The following is a 20,489-nucleotide window of genomic DNA, read 5'->3' on the forward strand; positions in this document are numbered from 1 at the left end:
ACGTGTCGGTTCTCCCTCGTCTTTTCGGTCGAGGGGACTTGTCGGCTCACTCCCGCCTCTTCGGTCGAGGGGGCGTGTCGGTTCTCGCTTCCGCCTCTTCGGTCGAGGGGGCGTGTGGGCTCACTCCCGCCTTTCCGGTCTAGGGGGCGTGTCGGTTCTCGCTTCCGCCTCTTCGGTCGAGGGGGCGTGTGGGCTCACTCCCGCCTTTCCGGTCGAGAGAGCCTGCGGGCTCACCCCCGCCCCTCCGGTCGAGGGGACTCACGGAACAAGCCCCACCGGCCCGCACCCGCGAGCGAGACGCGAGGGGACGTGGGGGTATGTGCGCACGGAGCACCGAGGAAACAATGGCGTCTTTGTTCGTGCAGCGGGGCGCAGGGATAGCGAGTACGCACATACCCCCGCGGCCCCGCCCCACGAACCAAGCCGGGGCGCAGACGATCACCCGTGAAGCCGGGACCCACAGTGCGGCCACGGACTGGCCCCACGCTGCACGTACAGCTTCTTCGCCCGGAACGTCTGCTCCGCCGCCGTGGCGTCCTGCGGCCGCCCCGCCCCACCGAGCGCCTGCCACGTCCGCGTGTCGAACTGGTACAGCCCGCCGTAGGTCCCCGACGGATCCACCGCCGCGGGCCGCCCGCCCGACTCGCAGTGCGCGAGCGACCCCCAGTCGAGCCCGTCCGCCCCGGCCACCGACGACGGCATCTGCTTCGTACCGATCCGGACGACCCGCTTCTGCGGCTCGCGCACCACCTCGGACCTGACCCGCCGCGGCTTCTGCCGCACGCCGTTGACGGTCCGCACCGTGTACGTGACGCGCCGGACCCCCTGCCGCCCCGCCTGCACCACGACCTCCGTGCCGCGCAGGACCGTCGCGTCCTCGGTCTTCTCCACGTCGAACGGGATCGGCTCCTCCCGCACCTCCTTGGTGCCGGTGACCCGCATGACCGTGACGGTCTGCCCGTCGCGCGGAAAGCTGCCGGGCGCGACCGACGTGGTGTCCTGCCCGCGCAGCGTCACCCCGGACTCGGCGACGGCCTCGCGCACGGTCGCCGCGTTGGTGCGGATGGTCCGCTCCCGCCCGTCGACCATGATCGTGACGGTGCGTTCGGTGCGGACGTCGAGGTCGAGCCCGTCCCGGTCGATGCGGCGGCTGCGCGAGGCGGACAGGGCGGCGCCCTCCGCGCGGACCCCGAGCTGCCGGAGCGCGCCGTCCACCGTGCGGGCCGTGGTCCACACCTTGCGCCGCTGCCCGTCGAGGGTGAGGTGGACGGGCCGCCCGTAGCGGACGGCGATCTCGTCGCCGCTGGCGAGGACGGTCCCGGCGCCGGGCGCGACGATGTCGTGGCTGCCGACGTCGACGCCCTCGTCGTCGAGGAGCTCGCCGACGTCGTCCGCGAAGGTGTGCAGGGTGCGCGGCTTGCCGTCGACGATGAGCTGGACGGCCTTGTCGTTGGCGACGAACGCGGACGTGCCGCCCGCGAGGAAGGCGACGACGAGGGCCTGCGGCAGCAGCCGGCGCATCGCGTCGGGCACGGGCCGCTCCGGGGCGCCCCGCCGGGGCCCGGCCGCCTTCTTGCGGCGCGCGGCCCGGCGCGCGTCCGCCCGCCCGCCCTCGGGCGCCCCGGCCTGCCGGGGAAAGGGTTCCTCACCCACAGACTCGGAACCCACGGAACCCACGGAACCCACGGAACCCACGGAACCCACAGACCCCACAGACCCCTCGGAACCCACGGGATACGACGCGGGCCGCCACTCCTCGTACGACGGCGATCCGTACTGGGGTTCGTACGGCGGCTCATACGTCTCGTACGTCTCGTACTGCGCATTGCTCACGACGACGCTCCAGGGGTCCGTACCGGGCGGACAGAACCTAGCGGAGCTCTCGTCACTCTCCAAAGCAGGACGACTACGCTGTGTCGCCGCCCTCCCCGTCAGTAGCCAAACGCACGAGCGGTGTTCGCGGAAACGGCCGTGGCCATGGCGTCCTCGTCGATGCCGCGCACCTCGGCCATCGCGCGCAGCGTGACCGGAATGAGATACGGAGCGTTAGGCCGTCCGCGGTACGGGGCGGGCGTGAGGAACGGCGCGTCGGTCTCCACCAGGACGAGGTCGAGCGGCGCGACGGCCAGCGCGTCCCGCAGATCCTGCGCGTTCTTGAAGGTGACGTTGCCGGCGAAGGACATGAAGTAGCCGTGCTCGGCGCAGATTTCGGCCATGGCGGCGTCGCCGGAGTAGCAGTGGAAGACGGTCCGCTCGGGGGCGCCCTCCTCCTTCAGGATCCGCAGCACATCCGCGTGGGCCTCGCGATCGTGGATGACGAGGGCCTTGCCGTGCCGCTTGGCGATCTCGATGTGGGCGCGGAAGGAGCGCTCCTGGGCGGCCATGCCCTCGGGCCCGGTGCGGAAGAAGTCCAGGCCCGTCTCGCCGACGCCGAGGACCTGCGGCAGTGCGGCGAGCCGGTCGATCTCGGCGAGCGCCTCGTCGAGCGCGGCGTCGCCGCCCGGCTCGCGCGCGCCCTGCCGGGACCAGCCGTCGGGGTCGCCGAGGACGATGCGGGGCGCCTCGTTGGGGTGCAGGGCCACGGTCGCGTGCACGCTGTCGTGCGCGGCGGCGGTCTCGGCCGCCCACCGGGAGCCGCGGAGGTCGCAGCCCACCTGGACGACCGTCGTGACGCCCACGGCCGCGGCCTTGGCGAGGCCCTCCGCCACCGTGCCCGACTGCATGTCGAGGTGGGTGTGGGAGTCGGCGACCGCCACCCGCAGCGGTGCGGGCGGGGGCGGCGGGACGTCGGCGTTCTTCGAAGGCATGCACCGATCCTACGAAGGCGGGCGGACCCCGCGGACCGTAGGCCCGTACGGCAGCCTTCGACCCCCCGTGTCCCCCCGCCCCGCCCGGCGGCACCGGTCGGCGCCGGTGCCGGTCAGTCCGGCCCGCGCCGGTCAGTACCGGTCAGTGCCCGTGCCGGTCAGTGCCCGTGCCGGTCAGTGCCCCTTCCGGTGCTGAAAGGGATGCAGCAGGTCGGACAGATGCCAGTGGTGCTTGTCCGCGCCGTCGACGCCGTCGACGCCATCGGTGCCGTTGGCGGCGCCACCGGGCGCCCCGCGCCCCCGGCCCTCGCGCTGCCTGCGCATCATGTCGAGCACCGAGGACACCTGTCCGGCCCGCATGATCCGCACGACGTGGCCACCGCAGTTCAGGCACGTGGGGCGGGTCAGCGGAGACGGCACGTGCTGCCCGTCCGCCAGGTACGTCACGAACTCGTGGCCCGTGGCGTCCACGTGGTGCTCTATCTCGTAGGACTGTTCCCAGCCGTGCCCACAGCGCATGCAGGCGAAGGCGTACGACTCGTGAACGACATTCAGTGCCGTGGTGGGGTGGCCGGTGTCGGCGATCTCACTCATGCCAGCTGCTCCTCTTGCCCGAGGGACAAGCACTGCCGGTGTCCGGGGAGTGGCCCCGGACCGGAAGCGTGGGGACGGGTGCGTCCCTTCAACCAGTGGACGCCTTTCCCGGAGCGTGCGCATCAGACCTGTCGAGCATTGGAGCCGTTTTGGCCTTTCCATAGGAAAGAGCCCTGGTGCGCGGCCCGCGCTTTGCCTTTCACGATAGTCCTTTGCCTGCCGATGGGCTGCCCCGATCCGCATTCTTTGCCGCCACGACGGCATCGAAGACCTCGCGTTTGGGCAGCCCCGCCTCGGCGGCGACGGCGGCGATCGCCTCCTTGCGTCGCTCGCCCGCCTCCTCGCGCACCCGCACCCTGCGCACCAGCTCGTCCGGGCCCAGATCGGCGGCGCTCTTCTCCGGGGCACCCTCGACGACGACGGTGATCTCACCGCGTACGCCGTCGGCGGCCCACTCGGCGAGTTCCTTCAGCGAACCGCGCTTGACCTCTTCGTACGTCTTGGTCAGCTCGCGGCAGACCGCGGCCCTGCGCTCGTCGCCGAACGCCTCGGCCATCGCGGCGAGCGTGTCGTCGATGCGGTGCGGGGCCTCGAAGTAGACGAGGGTGCGGCGGTCCTCGGCGACCTCGCGCAGGCGGGACAGGCGCTCGCCCGCCTTGCGCGGCAGGAACCCCTCGAAGCAGAAGCGGTCCACGGGCAGCCCCGACAGCGCGAGCGCGGTGAGCACGGCGGAGGGTCCCGGCACGGCGGTCACCCGCACGTCCCGCTCCACCGCGGCGGCGACCAGGCGGTAGCCCGGGTCGGAGACCGACGGCATGCCGGCGTCGGTGACCAGCAGCACCCGCGCGCCACCGGCCAGCGCCTCGACCAGCTCGGGCGTGCGCGCCGATTCGTTGCCCTCGAAGTAGGACACGACCCGCCCGCCGATCTGCACGCCGAGCGCCTGGGTCAGCCGGCGCAGCCGCCGGGTGTCCTCGGCGGCGACCACGTCGGCGGACGCCAGCTCGGCGGCGAGCCGCGGCGGGGCGTCGGCGACGTCACCGATGGGGGTGCCTGCCAGCACCAGGGTTCCGGGAGAATCAGCGCTTCCTGTCACGGTTCCATCCTCGCAGGGGCTGGAGGCGGGACTCGCACAGTCTGGTTCCCTACGATGGCGCGGTGACCAGTACCGCGTCTTCCCCGGACACCCGCGAGGGCCAGGCGGCCGAGGAGCAGCAGCCCCCGTGGCAGCGGCGGCTGCGCCGATTCGGCCATGCGGAGCGGCCGAGAGCGGACGTGGGGGCGCGTCTCGTGCCCGCGTACACGGAGCCGGGCCCCCGCCTGTGGGCGGCGCTCGGCCTGTCCGGCGCCGCCGCCGGCCGGGTGGCGCGCTGGTCCGGCTGGCTCGGTCCGCTGCTGATCACGCTCGTCGCCGGGGTGACCCGGTTCCTGAACCTCGGCAATCCGAAGGCCGTGATATTCGACGAGACGTACTACGCGAAGGACTCCTGGGCGCTCATCCACCGCGGCTTCGAGGTCAACTGGCCGGAGAAGATCAACGACGACGTGCTGCGCCAGGGCGGCGACATCGCGATCCCGCACGACGCGGCGTACGTGGTGCATCCGCCGGTCGGCAAGTACGTGATCGGGATCGGCGAGTGGCTGTTCGGCTTCGACCCGTTCGGCTGGCGGTTCATGACGGCGGTGCTCGGCACGCTGTCGGTGCTGATGCTGTGCCGGATCGGGCGGCGGCTGTTCCGCTCGACGTTCCTGGGGTGCCTGGCGGGCGGGCTGCTCGCGGTGGACGGCCTGCACTACGTGATGAGCAGGACCGCGCTGCTCGACCAGGTCCTGATGTTCTTCGTGCTGGCCGCCTTCGGGTGCTTCCTGATCGACCGGGACACGGCGCGGGCCCGGCTCGCCGCGCTCCTGCCGCGCGACGAGGACGGCCGGGTGCGGCCCGACGCGCACGTCGCCGGGACGGCCCGGCTCGGGTGGCGGCCGTGGCGGTGGGCGGCCGGGCTCTGCCTGGGCCTCGCCTTCGGCACCAAGTGGAACGGCCTGTACGTCATGGTCTTCCTCTGCTTGATGACGGTGCTCTGGGACGTGGGCGCGCGCCGGGTGGCGGGCGCGGCGCGGCCCTACCGCGCGGTCCTGCGGCGGGACGTGCTCCCGGCGTTCGTCTCGACGGTGCCGGTGGCCCTGGCCACGTACGTGCTGTCGTGGCTCGGCTGGATCCTCTCGCCGGCGGACGGCAGCGGCGGCTACTACCGCAACTGGGCGGCCACCGACGGCAAGGGCGGCGGCTGGACGTGGCTGCCGGACTGGGTGCGCAGCCTGTGGCACTACGAGCACGCGGTGTACGAGTTCCACGTGGGCCTCTCCTCGCCGCACACCTACCAGTCCAACCCGTGGAGCTGGATCGTCGACGGCCGTCCCGTCTCGTACTTCTACGAGTCGCCGCTGCCCGGCAAGGACGGCTGCCCCTCGGACACCACGGAGAAGTGCGCCCGCGAGGTCCTCGCGCTCGGCACGCCGGTGCTGTGGTGGGCGGCGGCCTTCGCGCTGCTCTACGTGCTGTGGCGGTGGGTGTTCCGCCGCGACTGGCGGGCGGGCGCGATCCTGTGCGGTGTGGTGGCGGGCTATCTGCCCTGGTTCTTCTACCAGGAGCGGACGATCTTCTACTTCTACGCGGTCGTCTTCGTGCCGTTCCTGTGTCTCGCGGTGGCGATGATGATCGGCGCGATGCTGGGCCCGCCGGGTTCGAGCGAGCGGCGCAGGCTGGTGGGCGCGGCCGCGTCCGGCGTTCTCGTGCTCCTCATTCTCTGGAATTTCATCTATTTCTGGCCCATCTACACCGGAACCGCGATTCCGATCGATTCCTGGCGTTCGCGAATGTGGCTGGATACATGGGTGTAAGACGCACCTTGGACACCGTCGGATAACAAAGGGCCCGCGCTTCTCCCCCTCCCCTTAAAGTTCGGACCATTGACCTTTCCGGGCCGTCACGGGCCGGGGAGGCTCCTGGGGAGGGGAGCGCATGGTGCGCAAGGGCGTGAAGATCGCGCTGGTGGGCGGGGTGTTCACCGCGATGGTGGGGGGCGCCGGGTACGGCGCGTACAACCTGGTGAGCGGCGTGACCGGGAACAGCGGACCGTCCCGGCCGGGCACCTCCGAGGTGCGGTCGGGTCCGCCGTCGGCCGCCGAGGTGCGCGAGACGTCGCGGAAGTTCCTCGCGGCGTGGGCCGACGGCGACGCCCGGCAGGCCGCCGCGTACACCGACAACGCCGAGGCCGCGGGCAGGGCCCTGACCGGCTTCCGCGAGGACGCGCACCTGACGAAGGTGAAGCTGACGGCGCAGCAGGCGTCCGGCGCCCGCGTGCCGTTCGCCGTGTCGACGACCGTCTCGTACAAAGGCAGGAGCAAGCCCTTCTCGTACGACTCGCAGCTCACGGTGGTGCGCGGGAGGACGACCGGGCGGCCGCTCGTGGACTGGTCGGAGGCCGTCGTGCACCCCTCGCTGGAGCGCGGCGACACCCTGGTGACGGGCGAGGGCGCGGCGCCGCCCATCCGGGCCGTGGACCGCGCGGGCGCCGTCCTGCGTCCCAAGGACTACCCCTCGCTCGGCCCGATCCTGGACACGCTGCGCGAGAAGTACGGCGAGAGCGCGGGCGGGACGCCGGGCGTCGAGCTCTACGTCCGGCACGAGGACGAGGACGCGGGGTCCCGGACGCTGCTCACCCTCACCGCGGGGAAGCCGGGCACGCTGCGCACGACGCTCAGCGCGGGCGTGCAGAAGGCCGCCGAGCGCGCCGTGCTGCGCAGCGGCGAGTCGTCCGTGGTGGCGGTGAAGCCGAGCACCGGCGAGGTCCTCGGCGTCGCCAACAACCGTGAGGACGCCTTCAACGCGGCGTTCCTCGGCAAGGTCGCGCCCGGCTCGACGATGAAGATCGTCTCGGCGGCGATGCTCATCGACAAGGGCGTCACCAAGGCGACCGGCTCCGCGCCCTGCCCGGACACGGCGGTGTGGCAGAGCCAGACCTTCCACAACCTGAAGGGCATGGCGCCGAACGAGGCGGCGTCGTTCTCGGAGAGCTTCGCGCGCTCCTGCAACACGGCGTTCGTGAAGCTCATCGACGAGGACGGCGTCACGGACGCCTCGCTGACCGAGGAGGCGCAGGACAACTTCGGCCTCGGCAAGGGCGACTGGAAGGTCGGCGTGCCCTCCGCCGACGGTTCGGTGCCGCCCTCGGGCGGGCCCGAGCGCGCGGCGAACGCCATCGGCCAGGGCCAGGTGGAGATGAACCCGCTGAACATGGCGTCGGTGACGGCGACGGCGATGACGGGTGCCTTCCGCCAGCCGGTGCTCGTGCCGCGCTCCCTGGACGACCGCGAACTGGCCACCGCCCGGGGCCTGTCCCCCTCCACCGTGCGGCAGCTGCGCCAGATGATGAACCGCACCGCGGTCAGTGGCACCGGTGCGCGGGTGATGGCGGGCCTCGGCCCGGACATGGGCGCGAAGACGGGGTCGGCCGAGGTCGACGGCCAGGAGAAGTCGGACAGTTGGTTCACCGGCTACCGGGGCGATGTCGCGGCGGCGGCGATGGTGCAGCGCGGCGGGCACGGCGGCGACACGGCGGGGCCGATCGTGGCGGCGGTGCTGGCGGCAGGGTAGTCGGTGCGGGGGCCGGTCGCCCGGCCGGGCGGTGAAGTGGTCAAGGGTTTCTCCGGGCGCCTCTAAGGTGGCCTTCCGGTGAGGAGCCGGGGGTTCGGGGAACTGCGGAGGGTTTGTGGGCAAGCGAAGGCGCGCCACCGAGCGCAAGAGCGTCGGTATCAAGAACGTGAACGTGCACCCGGGGGTGCTCGGCGGGGTGGCCGCCGTCGTGGTGTGCGGCGTGGGGGCCGCCGCGTTCGCGTTCTCCGGCGGCGGCGACCCGGACGGCGCGAGCGTCGACGAGAAGCCGGTGGCCTCGGGCCCGCCGACGTCCGCCGAGGTGCGCACCACCGCGCGGGCGTTCCTCGCCGCGTGGGCCGGGGGCGATGTGGCGCGGGCCGCCGCGCTCACCGACGACCGGGCGGCCGCCAAAAAGGCCCTGACGTCGTACGGCAAGGACGGCCACCTGACGAGGACCACGCTCACACCGGGCAAGCGGTCCGGCGCCGGGGTGCCGTTCAAGGCGGCGGCCACGGTCTCGTACGGGGGAAAGAGCAAGCCCTTCTCGTACGAGTCCGAACTGACCGTCGTGCGCAGGAAGAGCGACGGGAAGACGCTGGTCGGCTGGCGGCCCTCGGTGGTGCACCCGGAGCTCAAGGAGGGGGACCGGCTGGTCACCGGTGAGGCGGGCGACCCGCCGATCAAGGCGGTGGACCGGGACGGCGCCGAGCTGACGGCGGCCAAGTACCCGTCGCTGGGCACGGTCCTGGACGGGCTGCGCGAGAAGTACGGCAAGAAGGCGGGCGGCAGGGCCGGCGTCGAGCTGCGCGTGGTGCGGGCCGACGGCGGCGACGAGAAGTCCGGCGCGCGGTCCGCGAAGAAGAAGGACGACGCCGAGTCCGTCCCGGACAAGACGCTGCTGACGCTGGCGCCCGGCACCCCGGGGACGCTGAGGACGACGTTCAGCGGGTCGCTGCAGGCCGCCGCCGAGCGGGAGACCGCCAAGCGGCAGCGGGCGTCCGTCGTCGTGGTCAAGCCGAGCACCGGCGAGATCCTGGCCGCCGCGAACTCCAACCCCGGCGGCTTCAACACGGCCTTCCAGGGCTCCATCGCGCCCGGCTCCACGATGAAGGTCATCAGCTCCTCGATGCTCCTGGAGAAGAAGCTCGCCGGGGTCGACAAGAAGCACCCCTGCCCCAAGTACGAGACGTACGGCGGCTGGAAGTTCCAGAACGACGACAAGTTCCAGATCAAGGGCGGCACGTTCCGGGCGAGCTTCGCGCGCTCGTGCAACACGGCCTTCATCAGCCAGGCCAAGAAGCTGGAGAACGACTCCCTGACCAAGCAGGCGCAGGAGGTCTTCGGCCTCGGCCGCGACAACTGGTCGATCGGCGTGCCGTCCTTCGACGGCGCGGTGCCGGTGCAGAGCGACGCGCAGATGGCGGCCTCGCTGATCGGGCAGGGCGGGGTGCGGATGAACCCGCTGAACATGGCGTCGGTCGCGGCGACGGTGAAGTCCGGCACGTTCCGCCAGCCCTATCTGGTCTCGCCCGACCTCGACGACCGCACGCTCGCCACGGCCTCGCGCAGGATGTCGGGCGCGACGGCGTCGGCGCTGCGGGACCTGATGCACTACACCGCGGTCGCGGGCACGGCGGTCGAGCCGATGGCGGGGCTCGGCTCCGACATGGGCGCGAAGACCGGCTCGGCGGAGGTCGACGGCCAGAAGAAGCCCAACGGCTGGTTCACCGCGTACCGCGGCGACCTCGCGTCGGCGGCGGTCGTCCAGGAGGGCGGCCACGGCGGCGACTCGGCGGGGCCCGTGGTGCGGGCGATGCTGCGGGCCGGGGGCTGAGCGGGCGACTCCGCCGGGCCCCGGGGGCGGCGCCCGGTACCGGGTGTCCGCTCTGCGGATACCTGGTCGCGTGGCTCGTACACCGACCGCTAGCGTGCCGGGTATGAGCGCTACCTCACCCGAGACGTCCGACGCCCACCCCCGATTCGCCGAGGCCCTGCAGGAACTGGGCCTCGGCGATCTGCTTCCCCGGGTCCGCCGCTTCCCCGAGCGGACCCGCACCGCGGCCGAGGCGGCCGCCGCCATCGGCTGCGGACTCAGCGAGATCTGCAAGTCCCTGATCTTCGCGGCCTGGGGGTCGCCGCGGCTGGACCAGGGCCGGGAGCCCGGGCAGGGCGTCCCGGTGCTCGTCCTGATGGACGGCGCCTCCCGTGTCGACCTGGAGCGCGTGCGCCAGGAGCTCGGCGCCGAGAAGGTCACCCGGGCCGGGGCGGACCTGGTCAGGGAGGCCACCGGGTACGCGATCGGCGGTGTGCCGCCCTTCGGCCACGCCACCCGGACCGTGGTCCTCGCCGACCGGTCCCTGCTCGACCACGACGTGGTGTGGGCGGCGGCGGGCACGCCCCACGCGGTCTTCCCGATGGCACCGCGGACGCTGATCGCCCACGCGGGCGGCGCGCTGGTGGACGTGCGCGAGACCGCGGAGTGACCCCGCTGGTCGCGGCGGCCGTGCTGCTCGCCGCCGTCACCCACGCCAGCTGGAACGCGATCGCCCACCACATCACGGACAAGCTGGTCGGCTTCACGCTGATATCCGGCGGCGGAACCTTGATCGGCCTGTGCCTGGCCCCCTTCGTCCCGCTCCCGGACGCGGCGGCCTGGCCCTACCTGATCGTCTCCGCCGCCCTGCACGTCGGCTACTACGCCCTGCTCATGAGGTCGTTCAAGCTCGGCGACTTCGGCCAGGCCTACCCGATCGCGCGCGGCACCGCGCCGCTGGTCGTCACCGTCCTCGCCGCCCTCTTCGCGGGCGAGGTCCCCGACGCCTGGCAGGCGGCGGGCGTCGCCGTCTCGTGCGCGGGCCTGACCTGGCTCGCCCTGTGGGGCATCCGGGGCTCGGGCCGCCGCCCCGACTGGGCCGCGATCGGCGCGGCGCTCGCCACCGGCGTCTCCATCGCCGCGTACACCGTGGTGGACGGCCTCGGCGTACGGTCCGCCGGGTCGCCGATGAGCTACATCGCGTGGCTGATGATCATGGAGGGCGTCACGATCCCGCTGTACGCGGCGTACCGCTGGCGGGGCGAACTGGTCCCGCGGCTGCGTCCGTTCGCGGCGGTCGGCCTCCTCGGCGCGGCCCTCTCGGTCGCCGCCTACGGCCTGGTCCTGTGGGCCCAGACCCGGGCCGACCTGGCGCCCATCTCCGCGCTGCGGGAGTCGTCGATCATCGTCGGAGCGGCGATCGGCGCGGTCTTCTTCAAGGAGCGCTTCGGGGCGCCACGGCTGCTCGCGGCGGGCCTGATGGTCGCGGGCATCGGGCTGATGCTGCACGCGGGCTGAGACCGATGCGGGGCGCCGGGGGCGCGGGGGTGCCGGGGGCGCGGGGGGCGCCGGGGGCGCGGGGGGCGCCGGGGTGCCGGGGCGCCGGGGGCGCCAGCGGGTCGGCGGGTGGCGGGTTGGCGGCGGGCCTACGGGTCGGCGGCGGGTCGGCGGCGGGCCTGCGGGCCTGCTTCGCCAGCGGGCCGGCAGGCGGGACGCCGGGTCTCCGGCGGGCGGGTTCGGGGGCTGAGCCCGTCGGCGGGCGGGTCCAGGGGTCGGCCCGTCGGCGGGCGGGTCCAGGGGTCGGCCCGTCGGCGGGCGGGTCCAGGGGTCGGCCCGTCGGCGGGCTCAGCCCAGGGCCACCGGCAGGGCCGCGCAGCGGCGGGCGCGTCCAGGGGTCGGCCCGTCGGCGGGCTCAGCCCAGGGCGACCGGCAGGGCCGCGCAGCGGCGGCAGGCGCGGGCCGAGGCCGCCACCACGGCGTGCGCGGCAGCCGCGAGCGCGCCGGCCGCCGCGAGCAGCGGCCACTGCGTGGCCAGGGCCGCGGCGACGGCGAGCGCGAGGGTCGCCACCGCCATCGCGGCGCTCGCGGTGGTCCCGGCCCAGGCGACCAGGCGCGGCAGCCGGTGCGGGGCGGGCAGCCGCCGGGCGAGCGGCCCGGTCGCCGCCAGGGCCGCGGCGGCGCACAGCGCGGCGAGGGTCGCGACGAAGGCGAGGTGGACCGCGAGCAGCTGCGCGGCATGCGGCAGGTGCCCGGGCGTGCCGTCGTCCGCGGTGCGGGCGAGGTACCAGCAGGCGACCAGGAAGGGCGCGGTGAGCACGACCGTCCGCGCGGTGTGCCGGGCCTGGGCGATCGTCAGTTCGCGCTGGCAGGCGGGGACCAGTTCGTCGACGGTCCCGAACTCCCGTACCGCGCGGCGGGCCGCCTCCTCGCCGGGCAGGCCCGTCCCGGCATGGGCCGCCGCGGTGTCCAGGAGGCCGTCGTGCAGCTCCTCGACGAGCCGGGACTTGGCCCGCGCCGGGCCGTGCAGGGCGGCCGTCAGCTCCGCCACGTGCGCCTCGACGGGGCCGGTGCGCCCGCCGGTGCGGGGCGGCGCGTCCGCCCGTGTCCCGCGCCTCACGTCGCGAGTCCGGGCCGGGGGCCGGGGTTGAGGACCGAGCCGATCGCCGTGGTGAACGCGCTCCAGGCCGCCCGCTCGCCGGCCAGCGTGGCGCGCCCCGCGTCGGTGAGTTCGTAGGCCCTGCGGCGTCGTTCGCCGGCCGCCGACTGCCAGCTGCTGGTGAGCAGGCCGAGGCGCTCCAGCCGGTTCAGCGCCGGATAGATCGTGCCCGTGCGCAGTTCGAGGACACCGCCGCTGCGGCGCTGCACCGCGGCGATGATCGCGTACCCGTGCAGCGGGCCCGGTTCCAGCACGGCCAGCAGCAGTCCGTCGAGGTGCCCGCGCACCGCATCCGCCTTCATGAGGAGGCAGCCTACCCACAGAAGGTGTTGGCAGTGTATGTATTGGCAGCCAACTTATTTGCGTTGCCTGCCTACGCATGGCTTCGCCCGCCCCGCGCCCGCGCGCTCCTCGGAGGCCCGCGCCCGCGTACTCCTCGGAGGCCCCGTGACGAAGTTCCTGCTGTCCGTGCACGTCCTCGCCGCGATCCTGGCGGTCGGCTCGATCACGGTGGCCGCGTCGATGTTCCCCCGCTACGCGCTGCGCGCCCTGGGCGCCGCCGGGTCCGGCGACGCCGACCGGTCCCCCGGGATCGCCGCGCTGCTGCACCGGATCTGCCGCGCCTACGCCGTCGCCGGGCTCGCCGTCCCCGTCTTCGGCATCGCCACCGCCGCGCGGCTCGGCGTCCTCACCGACGCCTGGCTGATCGCCTCGCTCCTCCTGACGACGGCCGCCGCCGCGCTCCTCGCGCTGGCCGTCCTGCCCGGCCAGCGGCGCCTGCTCGCCCTGGCGGACGACGGGTCCGGGGCCGCGCCGCCCGGCGCCCGGCCCGCGGCGGCCCGGCTGGCGATGCTCACCGGCGTCTTCAACCTCCTGTGGGCGACGGTCACCGTGCTGATGATCGTCCGCCCCGGCTCCACGACGGGAGCGTGACCATGTGCCCCGCGCGCACCCTGCGTCCGCTGCGCATCGCCTCCGGCGCGGAGGCGGCCTCCCTCGTGCTCCTGCTGGCCAACCTCGCCACGGTCCACGCCCGCCCCCTCTCCGCCCTGCTCGGCCCCCTGCACGGCACGGCCTACCTGGCCGTCATCGCCCTCACCTGGCTGCTCCCGCCGCCCCTCCCGCCCGGCGTCCGGTGGCGCGCCCTGGTACCGGGCGTCGGCGGGCTGCTGGTGCTGCGCCGCACGGACGGCACGGACAGCACAGACAGCTCGGACAGCACAGACAGCGCGGACGGCGCGTCAGTGGCGACGAAGCGCTGACGCACGCGCGCGGGTGCGGCGGGAGTGCCGCGGCCGGCGGCCTACAGCGCCTCGCGCAGCGCCCGTACCAGGGCCTGGGCCCGGGGGTCGGCGGTGACGCCCTTGTTCATGCCGTTGGTGACGTAGCCGAAGGCCACGCCCGTGTCCGGGTCGGCGAAGCCGAGGGCGCCGCCGCGGCCCGGGTGGCCGAAGGAGCCGTCGCCGAGGAGCGGGGAGGCGCCGCCGTGCAGCATGTAGCCGAGGCCGAAGCGGGTGCCGACGACCAGGACGCGGTCGGGGCCCGCGGACGCCTCGGTCGCGGCCAGGGCCGCGGTGGCGGGGGTGAAGAGCCGGGCGGCGCCGTCGACGTCGCCGATCAGCGCGGCGTAGAAGCGGGCGAGGCCGTCGGCCGTGGCGATGCCGTTCGAGGCGGGCAGGGCCGCCGCCCGGTAGGCGGGGTCGTTCTCGTCCGGCCGGGGGTCGATCGCACCGAAGGCGCGGCGGGTGAGAGAGGCGGGGTCGGCGTAGGCCTCGGCGACGTTGCGCCGGGGCCGCATCCGCAGCCCGCCGGGTGCGGCGGGCGGCTCGATCCGGCCCAGCAGGCCGACCCGGGGCGCCTGCTCCGGCGGCAGCCCGACCCAGAGGTCGAGGCCGAGCGGCCCGGCGATCTCCCGCGCGATCCACTCCCCCACCGGCCGTCCCGTCACGCGCCGCACCAGCTCGCCGGTGAGCCAGCTGTACGTCTGCGCGTGGTAGCCGTGGTCCGTGCCCGGCTCCCAGAACGGGGCCTGGGCGGCGACCACCGCGGCCGCCAGGTCCGGGTCGAGCGCCTCGGCGGGTGTCAGCGGGCGGTCCAGGGCGGGCAGGCCCGCGCGGTGCGCGAGGACGTGCCGGACCAGGACGCTTTCCTTGCCGCGCGCCTTGAACTCCGGCCAGTGGTGGCCGACCGGCGCGTCCAGGTCGAGGTCCCCGCGCTGGTGCAGCAGGAGCAGCGCGGCGGCGGCCACGCCCTTGGTCGCCGAGCGGACGATCTGCGCGGTGCCGGGCGTCCACGGGGCGTCCCCCTCGACGTCCTTCGTGCCGCCCCACAGGTCCACGACCCGGTGTCCGTCGCGGTAGACGGTGACCTGCGCGCCCCGCTCCCCGCGCTCGGCGAAGTTGCGCAGGAAGGCGTCCCTGACCGGCTCGAAGCCGGCGGCCACCGTGCCGTGCACCCCGCCCGTGACGTCCTGCGCCTGACCCATGACATCGTCCATGCCAAGGCCAACAGTCACACTTCGCCGCCGATTCCCTGGCCGCCCGCCTTCACCGTCTTCGGATCGAAGCCGAAGGGGAGCTCCAGGCGGTGGGCGCTCATCAGGGCCTCGTCGGAGAGCAGCGCGCCGGTCGGGCCGTCGGCCGCGATGACGCCCTCGCTGAGGATCAGGGCGCGGGGGCAGAGCTCCAGCGCGTAGGGCAGGTCGTGCGTGACCATGAGGACGGTGACGTCCAGGGACCGGAGGATGTCGGCCAGTTCGCGGCGCGAGGCCGGGTCCAGGTTGGAGGACGGCTCGTCCAGGACGAGGATCTCCGGCTCCATCGCGAGCACCGTGGCGACGGCGACCCGGCGCCGCTGCCCGAAGGAGAGGTGGTGCGGCGGGCGGTCCGCGAAGGGGGCCATGCCGACCTGGTCCAGCGCCTTGTGCACGCGGGCCTCCAGCTCGGGGCCGCGCAGCCCGGCCGCGGCGGGCCCGAAGGCGACGTCCTCGCGGACCGTGGGCATGAACAGCTGGTCGTCGGGGTCCTGGAAGACGATGCCGACCCGGCGCCTGATCTCCGCCATGTGCCGCTTGCCGACGGGCAGCCCGGCCACGGTGACCGTGCCCGCGCCGCCGGTCAGGATGCCGTTCAGGTGCAGGACGAGGGTGGTCTTGCCCGCGCCGTTCGGCCCGAGCAGGGCGACGCGCTCGCCGCGTCCGACGGTGAAGTCGACGCCGAAGAGGGCCTGGTGCCCGTCGGGGTAGGCGAAGGCGAGGCCGGCCACTTCCAGGGAGGGCGCGGGCGCTGATGCAGAGGTCACAGGGTCCATCCCAACAGGCATACGGCGAGTGCGGCGACCGGCAGGGCCAGCGCGTGGGTCCACTGCGCCCGGGAGGCGCTGACGTCGTCGATGACCGGCATCGACCCGGCGTATCCCCGGCTGACCATCGCCAGGTGCACCCGCTCGCCGCGCTCGTAGGAGCGGATGAAGAGGGCGCCCGCGGACTTGGCGAGGACGCCCCACTGGCGCACGCCCCGCGCCTCGAAGCCGCGCGACTCCCGGGCGATCTTCATGCGGCGCATCTCGTCCGTGATGACGTCGCCGTACCGGATCATGAAGGAGGCGATCTGGACGAGGAGCGGGGGCAGCTTCAGGCGCTGGAGGCCGAGGAGCAGTTCGCGCAGCTCGGTGGTGGCGGCGAGCAGGACGGAGGCGGCGACGCCCAGGGTGCCCTTGGCCAGCACGTTCCAGGCACCCCAGAGGCCGTTGACGCTGAGGGAGAGGCCGAGGACGTCGACGCGCTCGCCCTGGGCGACGAAGGGCAGCAGGACGGCGAAGGCGACGAAGGGGACCTCGATGAGGAGCCGCTTCAGCAGGAAACCGGCCGGGACGCGGGCGGCGCGGGCGACGGCGGCGAGCAGCAGGGCGTAGACGCCGAAGGCCCACATCGCCTCGCGCGGGGTGGAGACCACCACGACGACGAAGCAGAGGACGGCCGTGAGCTTGGTGTGCGGCGGCAGCGCGTGCACCGGCGAGCGGCCTTTCCGGTACAGCCGGTGGGCGTGCCCCGCACCCATGTCAGGCCTTCTCGGACGGGGCGGCGGACGACTCGGGCACGGCGGTCGGCGAGCTGTCGCCCGAGCGGCGGCGGCGCAGTCCCCAGAAGACCGCGGAGCCGGCGACGACGGTGACGCCGACGCCGATCACACCGGCCAGGCCGCCGGAGATCCGGGCGTCGGCGATGTCCTTGACGCCGTAGTCGGCGAGGGGGGAGTCCGCGGTGGCGTGCTCCTCGGCCTTCTTGTCGATGCCCTTGTCGTGGGCGACCTTCTCCAGGCCGTCCGGGTTCGCCGAGGCGTAGAAGCTGACGAAGCCGGCGAGGACGAGGGAGGCGACCAGGCCGGCGGCCCACACCTTGCGGGTGGAGCGGGGGGCGGCCGGGGCGGGCTCGGCGGCGGGGGCGTCCACCAGCTCGCCGCCGACGCGCAGCTTCAGGGGCCGGGTCAGGCCGCGGGCGCCGTACACGAGGTCGGGGCGGACGGCGATGACGGCGCCGACGGTGAGGGCGGTGATGGCGGCCTCGCCGATGCCGATGAGGACGTGCACGCCGACCATCGCGGTGGCGACCTTGCCGATGGGGACGTCGGTGGTGCCGCCGACGGCGTAGATGAGGGTGAAGGCGACCGCGGCGGCGGGCACGGAGAGCAGCGCGGCGGCGAAGGAGGCGACGGTGACGGAGCGGCGGCCGCGGGGCAGCGCCTTCACCAGGCCGCGGAAGACGAGGTAGGCGACGACGGTGGTGACGATCGCCATGTCGGAGATGTTCACGCCGAGCGCGGTCAGGCCGCCGTCCGCGAAGAGCACGCCCTGCATGAGCAGGACGACGGAGACGCAGAGGACCCCGGTGAAGGGGCCGACGAGTATCGCGGCGAGCGCGCCGCCCAGGAGGTGCCCGCTGGTCCCGGCCGCGACGGGGAAGTTCAGCATCTGCACGGCGAAGATGAAGGCGGCGACCAGACCGGCCAGCGGTGCGGTCCGTTCGTCCAGCTCGCGCCGGGCGCCCTTGAGGCTGACGGCCACGGCGCCGGCCGCGACGACCCCGGCGGCGGCGGACACCGGGACATTGATGAACCCGTCGGGGACATGCATGCGCTCGCTCCTGGGCAGGGGCCCCTGGACAGGGCAGATCGCTCGTGAACCGTTCAATGATAGTGCCTTGTTGCAAACGGTTTGCAAGAGCGTCGCGGTCCCGAATCGGCTACGCCTCGCCTGCGGCGAAACACCGTACATATGGGACATTGGTGAGGAAGGGCCCGTACGGATGAGGAGTTCAGTGATGTCCGCAGTCGAGCAGTACGCACGCGCCCATCTCGTCACGGACTCCTCCGAGGGCCACCGCGCCGTCCCCGTCGTCCTCCACTACGACCCGGAGGCCGACCCGCAGGCGGTGCGGATCGGCCTCCCCGGCTCCCCGCACCGGGTCTTCTCCCGGCAGCTCCTGGAGCAGGGGATGCGGGCCCCGGTGACGTCGGGGCCGGTCCACGTGTGGCCGTGCGGGCGGGTCCAGACGGTCGTGGAGTTCCACGACCGGGACGGGGTGACGGTCGTCCAGTTCGACGCGTCGGCACTGGTCCGCTTCCTGCGCCGCACCTACGCGACCGCCACCCCGATCACCCGCTAGGCCCTACACCCCCGGATCGGACCCGGATCGGACCCGGATCAGACCCGGATCGGACCCGGATCAGACCCGGACCGGCTCCCGGTCCTCGTCGGACACCGGGCCCGCGCCCTTCTCCTCCGCGGTCCGCAGGCCCTCGCCCTCCACGTCCACGTTCGGCAGCGCACGGTCCAGCCGGCGCGGCAGCCACCACGCCTTCTTCCCGAGCAGCGCCAGCACCGCGGGCACCAGCGCCATCCGGACCACGAAGGCGTCGAAGAACACCGCGATCGCCAGGCCGAACCCGATCATCTTGACCATCTGCTCCGACGACCCGATGAAGCCCGCGAAGACGGCGATCATGATGACGGCGGCGGCGGAGACGACGCGGGCGCCGTGCCGGAAGCCGGTCACGATCGCCTGGCCGGGGCGCTCGCCGTGCACGTACGCCTCGCGCATCCGGGTCACGAGGAAGACCTCGTAGTCCATCGCCAGGCCGAAGACCACGCCCACCATGAAGATCGGCATCATCGACATGATCGGGCCGGTCTGCTCCACGCCGAAGAGCGAGCCGAGCCAGCCCCACTGGAAGACCGCGACGACCGCGCCGAGGGCCGCGAGGACCGAGAGCAGGAAGCCGAGGGCCGCCTTGAGCGGGACCAGGATCGAGCGGAAGACGACGATCAGGAGCAGGAACGCCAGGCCCACGACGAGTGCCAGATAGGGCAGCAGGGCGTCGTTGAGCTTCTGCGAGACGTCGATGTTCATGGCCGTGGTGCCGGTGACCATGATGTCGGCGCCGGTGTCCGAGGCGATCCGCGGGCCGGTGTCGCGGATCGAGTGGACCAGGTCCTCAGTCTCGATGCCGCTCGGCTTGGAGGACGGCACGACACTGACGATCGCGGTGTCGCCGGCCTTGTTGAGCACGGGCGGCGCGACGGTCAGGACGTCGTCGAGCTTGGAGATCGTCTTCCGGATCTCACCGGCCGCGGCCTTCGGGTCGTCCGCGCCCTTGAGGTCGCCGACGACCATCAGCGGCCCGTTGAAGCCGGGCCCGAAGCCCTCGGAGACCAGGTCGTACGCCTTGCGCTGGGTGGTCGACGTCGGCTGTGCGCCGTCGTCGGGCAGGCCGAGCTCCAGCTGCGAGACCGGCAGGGCCGCCGCACCCAGGCCCACGATGCCGACCAGCAGCACCGCGATCGGACGGCGCACCACGAACCGGGCCCAGCGGGTGCCCATGTTCTCCTTCGCCGCCCCGCCGGAGGCGTCCGCGGCCTTCTTGCGGCCGCCGCCGAAGAGCCTGCTCTTCTCACCCATGGGCATGACCCGCTTGCCCGCGTACCCGAGCAGCGCCGGGATGAGGGTGAGCGCGATGAGGACGGCGATCACGACCGTGCCGGCCGCCGCGAAGCCCATCTTGGTGAGCATCGGGATATTCACCACGGCGAGGCCGACCAGCGCGATGACCACGGTGAGCCCGGCGAAGACGACCGCGGAGCCCGCGGTCCCCACGGCCCGGCCCGCCGCCTCCTCGCGGTCCCGGCCGTCGGCCAGTTCACCGCGGTAGCGCGAGACGATGAAGAGCGCGTAGTCGATGCCGACCGCGAGGCCGATCATCATGGCGAGCGTCGACGTGGTGGTGCCGAGGTCCAGCGCGTTGGCGAGCGCGGTGATCGTCGAGACGCCGATGCCGACGCCGATCAGCGCGGTGAGCAGCGGCAGACCGGCCGCGATCAGCGAGCCGAAGGTGATGACGAGGACGACCGCGGCGATGGCGATGCCGATGACCTCGGTGGCCCCGGTCTCCGGCATGGCCTGCAGCGCGTCGCCGCCGACCTCGACCGTCAGGCCGGACTCCCGCGCCTTGTCGGTGGTCTTCTCCAGCGCGTCCCGGTCCTCGTCGGTCAGCTCCATCGAGGTGACCTTGTAGGAGACCGAGGAGTAGGCCGTGGAGCCGTCCTTGCTGACCGTCTTGGCCCGGAAGGGGCTGTCCGCGCGGGCCACCTGGTCCGAGCCGGACTTCAGGGCGGCGACGGTCTTCTCGATCTCGGCCTTGTTGGCCTTGTCGGTGACCTTCTGGCCGTCCGGCGCCTTGAAGACGACCCGGGCACTCGCCCCGTCGGCGCTGGCCTCGGGGGCCCGCTTCTCCAGGAGGTCGAAGGCCTTCTGCGCCTCGGTGCCGGGGATCGAGAAGGAACTGGAGGCGGCGGTGGGCGCGGAGGCCGCGCCGACCCCGGCGAGCGTCAGCAGCGCCACCCAGATCAGGGCGACGAAGTGCCGCCGCCGGAAGGCGAGTTTGCCTAGTTTGTAGAGGAAAGTTGCCACGA

At 73.6% G+C, this 20,489-nt stretch carries 19 protein-coding genes; 8 read left to right on the forward strand and 11 right to left on the reverse strand.

Features of this window, described 5'->3' with window-relative positions; genetic code table 11:
* Positions 1-438 precede the first annotated feature (438 nt).
* The 4 genes from ACFYXE_RS32570 to rsmI all read right to left on the reverse strand — a co-directional run bounded on the left by ACFYXE_RS32570 (position 439) and on the right by rsmI (position 4,497).
* Complete coding sequence (locus ACFYXE_RS32570; protein ID WP_389318797.1) at positions 439-1,833, reverse strand: ubiquitin-like domain-containing protein; 1,395 nt, start codon at positions 1,831-1,833, stop codon at positions 439-441.
* 98 nt (positions 1,834-1,931) lie between these two features.
* Positions 1,932-2,807 carry a TatD family hydrolase gene (locus tag ACFYXE_RS32575; protein WP_361176702.1) on the reverse strand — a complete coding sequence of 292 codons (876 nt, stop codon included), beginning with the start codon at positions 2,805-2,807 and terminating at the stop codon, positions 1,932-1,934.
* A 174-nt stretch (positions 2,808-2,981) separates the two neighbouring features.
* Complete coding sequence (locus tag ACFYXE_RS32580) at positions 2,982-3,401, reverse strand: hypothetical protein (RefSeq protein ID WP_389318800.1); 420 nt, start codon at positions 3,399-3,401, stop codon at positions 2,982-2,984.
* A gap of 199 nt (positions 3,402-3,600) precedes the next feature.
* A complete protein-coding gene (gene rsmI / locus ACFYXE_RS32585; protein ID WP_389318802.1) occupies positions 3,601-4,497 on the reverse strand; it encodes a 16S rRNA (cytidine(1402)-2'-O)-methyltransferase in 897 nt (298 codons plus the stop codon).
* A gap of 62 nt (positions 4,498-4,559) precedes the next feature.
* Here rsmI and ACFYXE_RS32590 point away from each other — a divergent pair, with 62 nt between their 5' ends.
* From ACFYXE_RS32590 to ACFYXE_RS32610, 5 genes are all read left to right on the forward strand, one after another.
* Positions 4,560-6,299 (forward strand): dolichyl-phosphate-mannose--protein mannosyltransferase, encoded by a 1,740-nt coding sequence (locus ACFYXE_RS32590; protein ID WP_389318804.1) that lies wholly within the window; start codon positions 4,560-4,562, stop codon positions 6,297-6,299.
* A 124-nt stretch (positions 6,300-6,423) separates the two neighbouring features.
* On the forward strand, positions 6,424-8,055 hold the full coding sequence (locus tag ACFYXE_RS32595) for a penicillin-binding transpeptidase domain-containing protein (protein WP_389318903.1): 1,632 nt from the start codon (positions 6,424-6,426) through the stop codon (positions 8,053-8,055).
* A 115-nt stretch (positions 8,056-8,170) separates the two neighbouring features.
* A complete protein-coding gene (locus ACFYXE_RS32600; RefSeq protein ID WP_389318806.1) occupies positions 8,171-9,889 on the forward strand; it encodes a penicillin-binding transpeptidase domain-containing protein in 1,719 nt (572 codons plus the stop codon).
* Positions 9,890-9,992: 103 nt separating this feature from the next.
* Positions 9,993-10,538, forward strand: a complete 546-nt coding sequence (locus ACFYXE_RS32605) for a YbaK/EbsC family protein (protein WP_389318808.1) — start codon at positions 9,993-9,995, stop codon at positions 10,536-10,538.
* A complete protein-coding gene (locus tag ACFYXE_RS32610; protein WP_389318810.1) occupies positions 10,535-11,386 on the forward strand; it encodes a DMT family transporter in 852 nt (283 codons plus the stop codon). Before ACFYXE_RS32605 ends, ACFYXE_RS32610 begins: the two co-directional genes overlap by 4 nt.
* A gap of 394 nt (positions 11,387-11,780) precedes the next feature.
* On the opposite strand, the gene ACFYXE_RS32615 is transcribed toward ACFYXE_RS32610, so the two are convergent.
* On the reverse strand, positions 11,781-12,485 hold the full coding sequence (locus ACFYXE_RS32615) for a permease prefix domain 1-containing protein (protein WP_389318812.1): 705 nt from the start codon (positions 12,483-12,485) through the stop codon (positions 11,781-11,783).
* Positions 12,482-12,826, reverse strand: a complete 345-nt coding sequence (locus tag ACFYXE_RS32620; protein ID WP_389318814.1) for a PadR family transcriptional regulator — start codon at positions 12,824-12,826, stop codon at positions 12,482-12,484. The genes ACFYXE_RS32615 and ACFYXE_RS32620 overlap by 4 nt, the downstream gene beginning before the upstream one ends.
* Positions 12,827-12,971: 145 nt before the next feature.
* On the opposite strand from ACFYXE_RS32620, the gene ACFYXE_RS32625 reads away from it, so the two are divergent.
* A complete protein-coding gene (locus ACFYXE_RS32625; protein WP_389318816.1) occupies positions 12,972-13,457 on the forward strand; it encodes a hypothetical protein in 486 nt (161 codons plus the stop codon).
* Between the two features lie 2 nt (positions 13,458-13,459).
* Positions 13,460-13,786, forward strand: coding sequence for a hypothetical protein (locus tag ACFYXE_RS32630; protein ID WP_389318905.1), 327 nt, complete (start codon positions 13,460-13,462; stop codon positions 13,784-13,786).
* Between the two features lie 41 nt (positions 13,787-13,827).
* On the opposite strand, the gene ACFYXE_RS32635 is transcribed toward ACFYXE_RS32630, so the two are convergent.
* From ACFYXE_RS32635 to ACFYXE_RS32650, 4 genes are read right to left on the reverse strand one after another with little or no spacing between them, the layout of a single operon-like run.
* Entirely contained in the window at positions 13,828-15,009 is a 1,182-nt protein-coding gene (locus ACFYXE_RS32635; RefSeq protein ID WP_389318818.1) for a serine hydrolase domain-containing protein, read from the reverse strand.
* A gap of 26 nt (positions 15,010-15,035) precedes the next feature.
* Positions 15,036-15,833 (reverse strand): energy-coupling factor ABC transporter ATP-binding protein, encoded by a 798-nt coding sequence (locus ACFYXE_RS32640; protein WP_389318820.1) that lies wholly within the window; start codon positions 15,831-15,833, stop codon positions 15,036-15,038.
* Positions 15,821-16,582 (reverse strand): cobalt ECF transporter T component CbiQ, encoded by a 762-nt coding sequence (cbiQ, locus tag ACFYXE_RS32645; RefSeq protein WP_389318822.1) that lies wholly within the window; start codon positions 16,580-16,582, stop codon positions 15,821-15,823. The genes ACFYXE_RS32640 and cbiQ overlap by 13 nt, the downstream gene beginning before the upstream one ends.
* Position 16,583: 1 nt before the next feature.
* Positions 16,584-17,654 carry an energy-coupling factor ABC transporter permease gene (locus ACFYXE_RS32650; protein ID WP_389318824.1) on the reverse strand — a complete coding sequence of 357 codons (1,071 nt, stop codon included), beginning with the start codon at positions 17,652-17,654 and terminating at the stop codon, positions 16,584-16,586.
* A gap of 187 nt (positions 17,655-17,841) precedes the next feature.
* Between ACFYXE_RS32650 and ACFYXE_RS32655 the strand changes: the two genes are divergently transcribed.
* A complete protein-coding gene (locus tag ACFYXE_RS32655) occupies positions 17,842-18,186 on the forward strand; it encodes an SsgA family sporulation/cell division regulator (RefSeq protein ID WP_361176722.1) in 345 nt (114 codons plus the stop codon).
* Between the two features lie 60 nt (positions 18,187-18,246).
* Here ACFYXE_RS32655 and ACFYXE_RS32660 read toward each other — a convergent pair whose 3' ends face one another.
* Complete coding sequence (locus tag ACFYXE_RS32660) at positions 18,247-20,487, reverse strand: MMPL family transporter (RefSeq protein ID WP_389318826.1); 2,241 nt, start codon at positions 20,485-20,487, stop codon at positions 18,247-18,249.
* Positions 20,488-20,489 lie beyond the last annotated feature (2 nt).

It is taken from the genome of Streptomyces sp. NPDC002564, from assembly GCF_042889645.1.
Taxonomy (GTDB): Bacteria; Actinomycetota; Actinomycetes; order Streptomycetales; family Streptomycetaceae; genus Streptomyces.

What these genes read in the sequence shown, in the direction of transcription:
- ACFYXE_RS32575 (WP_361176702.1), bottom strand. Translation starts at nt 2,807, where the DNA reads ATGCCTTCGAAGAACGCCGACGTCCCGCCGCCCCCGCCCGCACCGCTG.
- ACFYXE_RS32580 (WP_389318800.1), bottom strand. Translation starts at nt 3,401, where the DNA reads ATGAGTGAGATCGCCGACACCGGCCACCCCACCACGGCACTGAATGTC.
- ACFYXE_RS32605 (WP_389318808.1), top strand. Translation starts at nt 9,993, where the DNA reads ATGAGCGCTACCTCACCCGAGACGTCCGACGCCCACCCCCGATTCGCC.
- ACFYXE_RS32620 (WP_389318814.1), bottom strand. Translation starts at nt 12,826, where the DNA reads ATGAAGGCGGATGCGGTGCGCGGGCACCTCGACGGACTGCTGCTGGCC.
- ACFYXE_RS32630 (WP_389318905.1), top strand. Translation starts at nt 13,460, where the DNA reads ATGTGCCCCGCGCGCACCCTGCGTCCGCTGCGCATCGCCTCCGGCGCG.
- ACFYXE_RS32635 (WP_389318818.1), bottom strand. Translation starts at nt 15,009, where the DNA reads ATGGGTCAGGCGCAGGACGTCACGGGCGGGGTGCACGGCACGGTGGCC.
- ACFYXE_RS32640 (WP_389318820.1), bottom strand. Translation starts at nt 15,833, where the DNA reads ATGGACCCTGTGACCTCTGCATCAGCGCCCGCGCCCTCCCTGGAAGTG.
- cbiQ (WP_389318822.1), bottom strand. Translation starts at nt 16,582, where the DNA reads ATGGGTGCGGGGCACGCCCACCGGCTGTACCGGAAAGGCCGCTCGCCG.
- ACFYXE_RS32650 (WP_389318824.1), bottom strand. Translation starts at nt 17,654, where the DNA reads ATGCATGTCCCCGACGGGTTCATCAATGTCCCGGTGTCCGCCGCCGCC.
- ACFYXE_RS32655 (WP_361176722.1), top strand. Translation starts at nt 17,842, where the DNA reads ATGTCCGCAGTCGAGCAGTACGCACGCGCCCATCTCGTCACGGACTCC.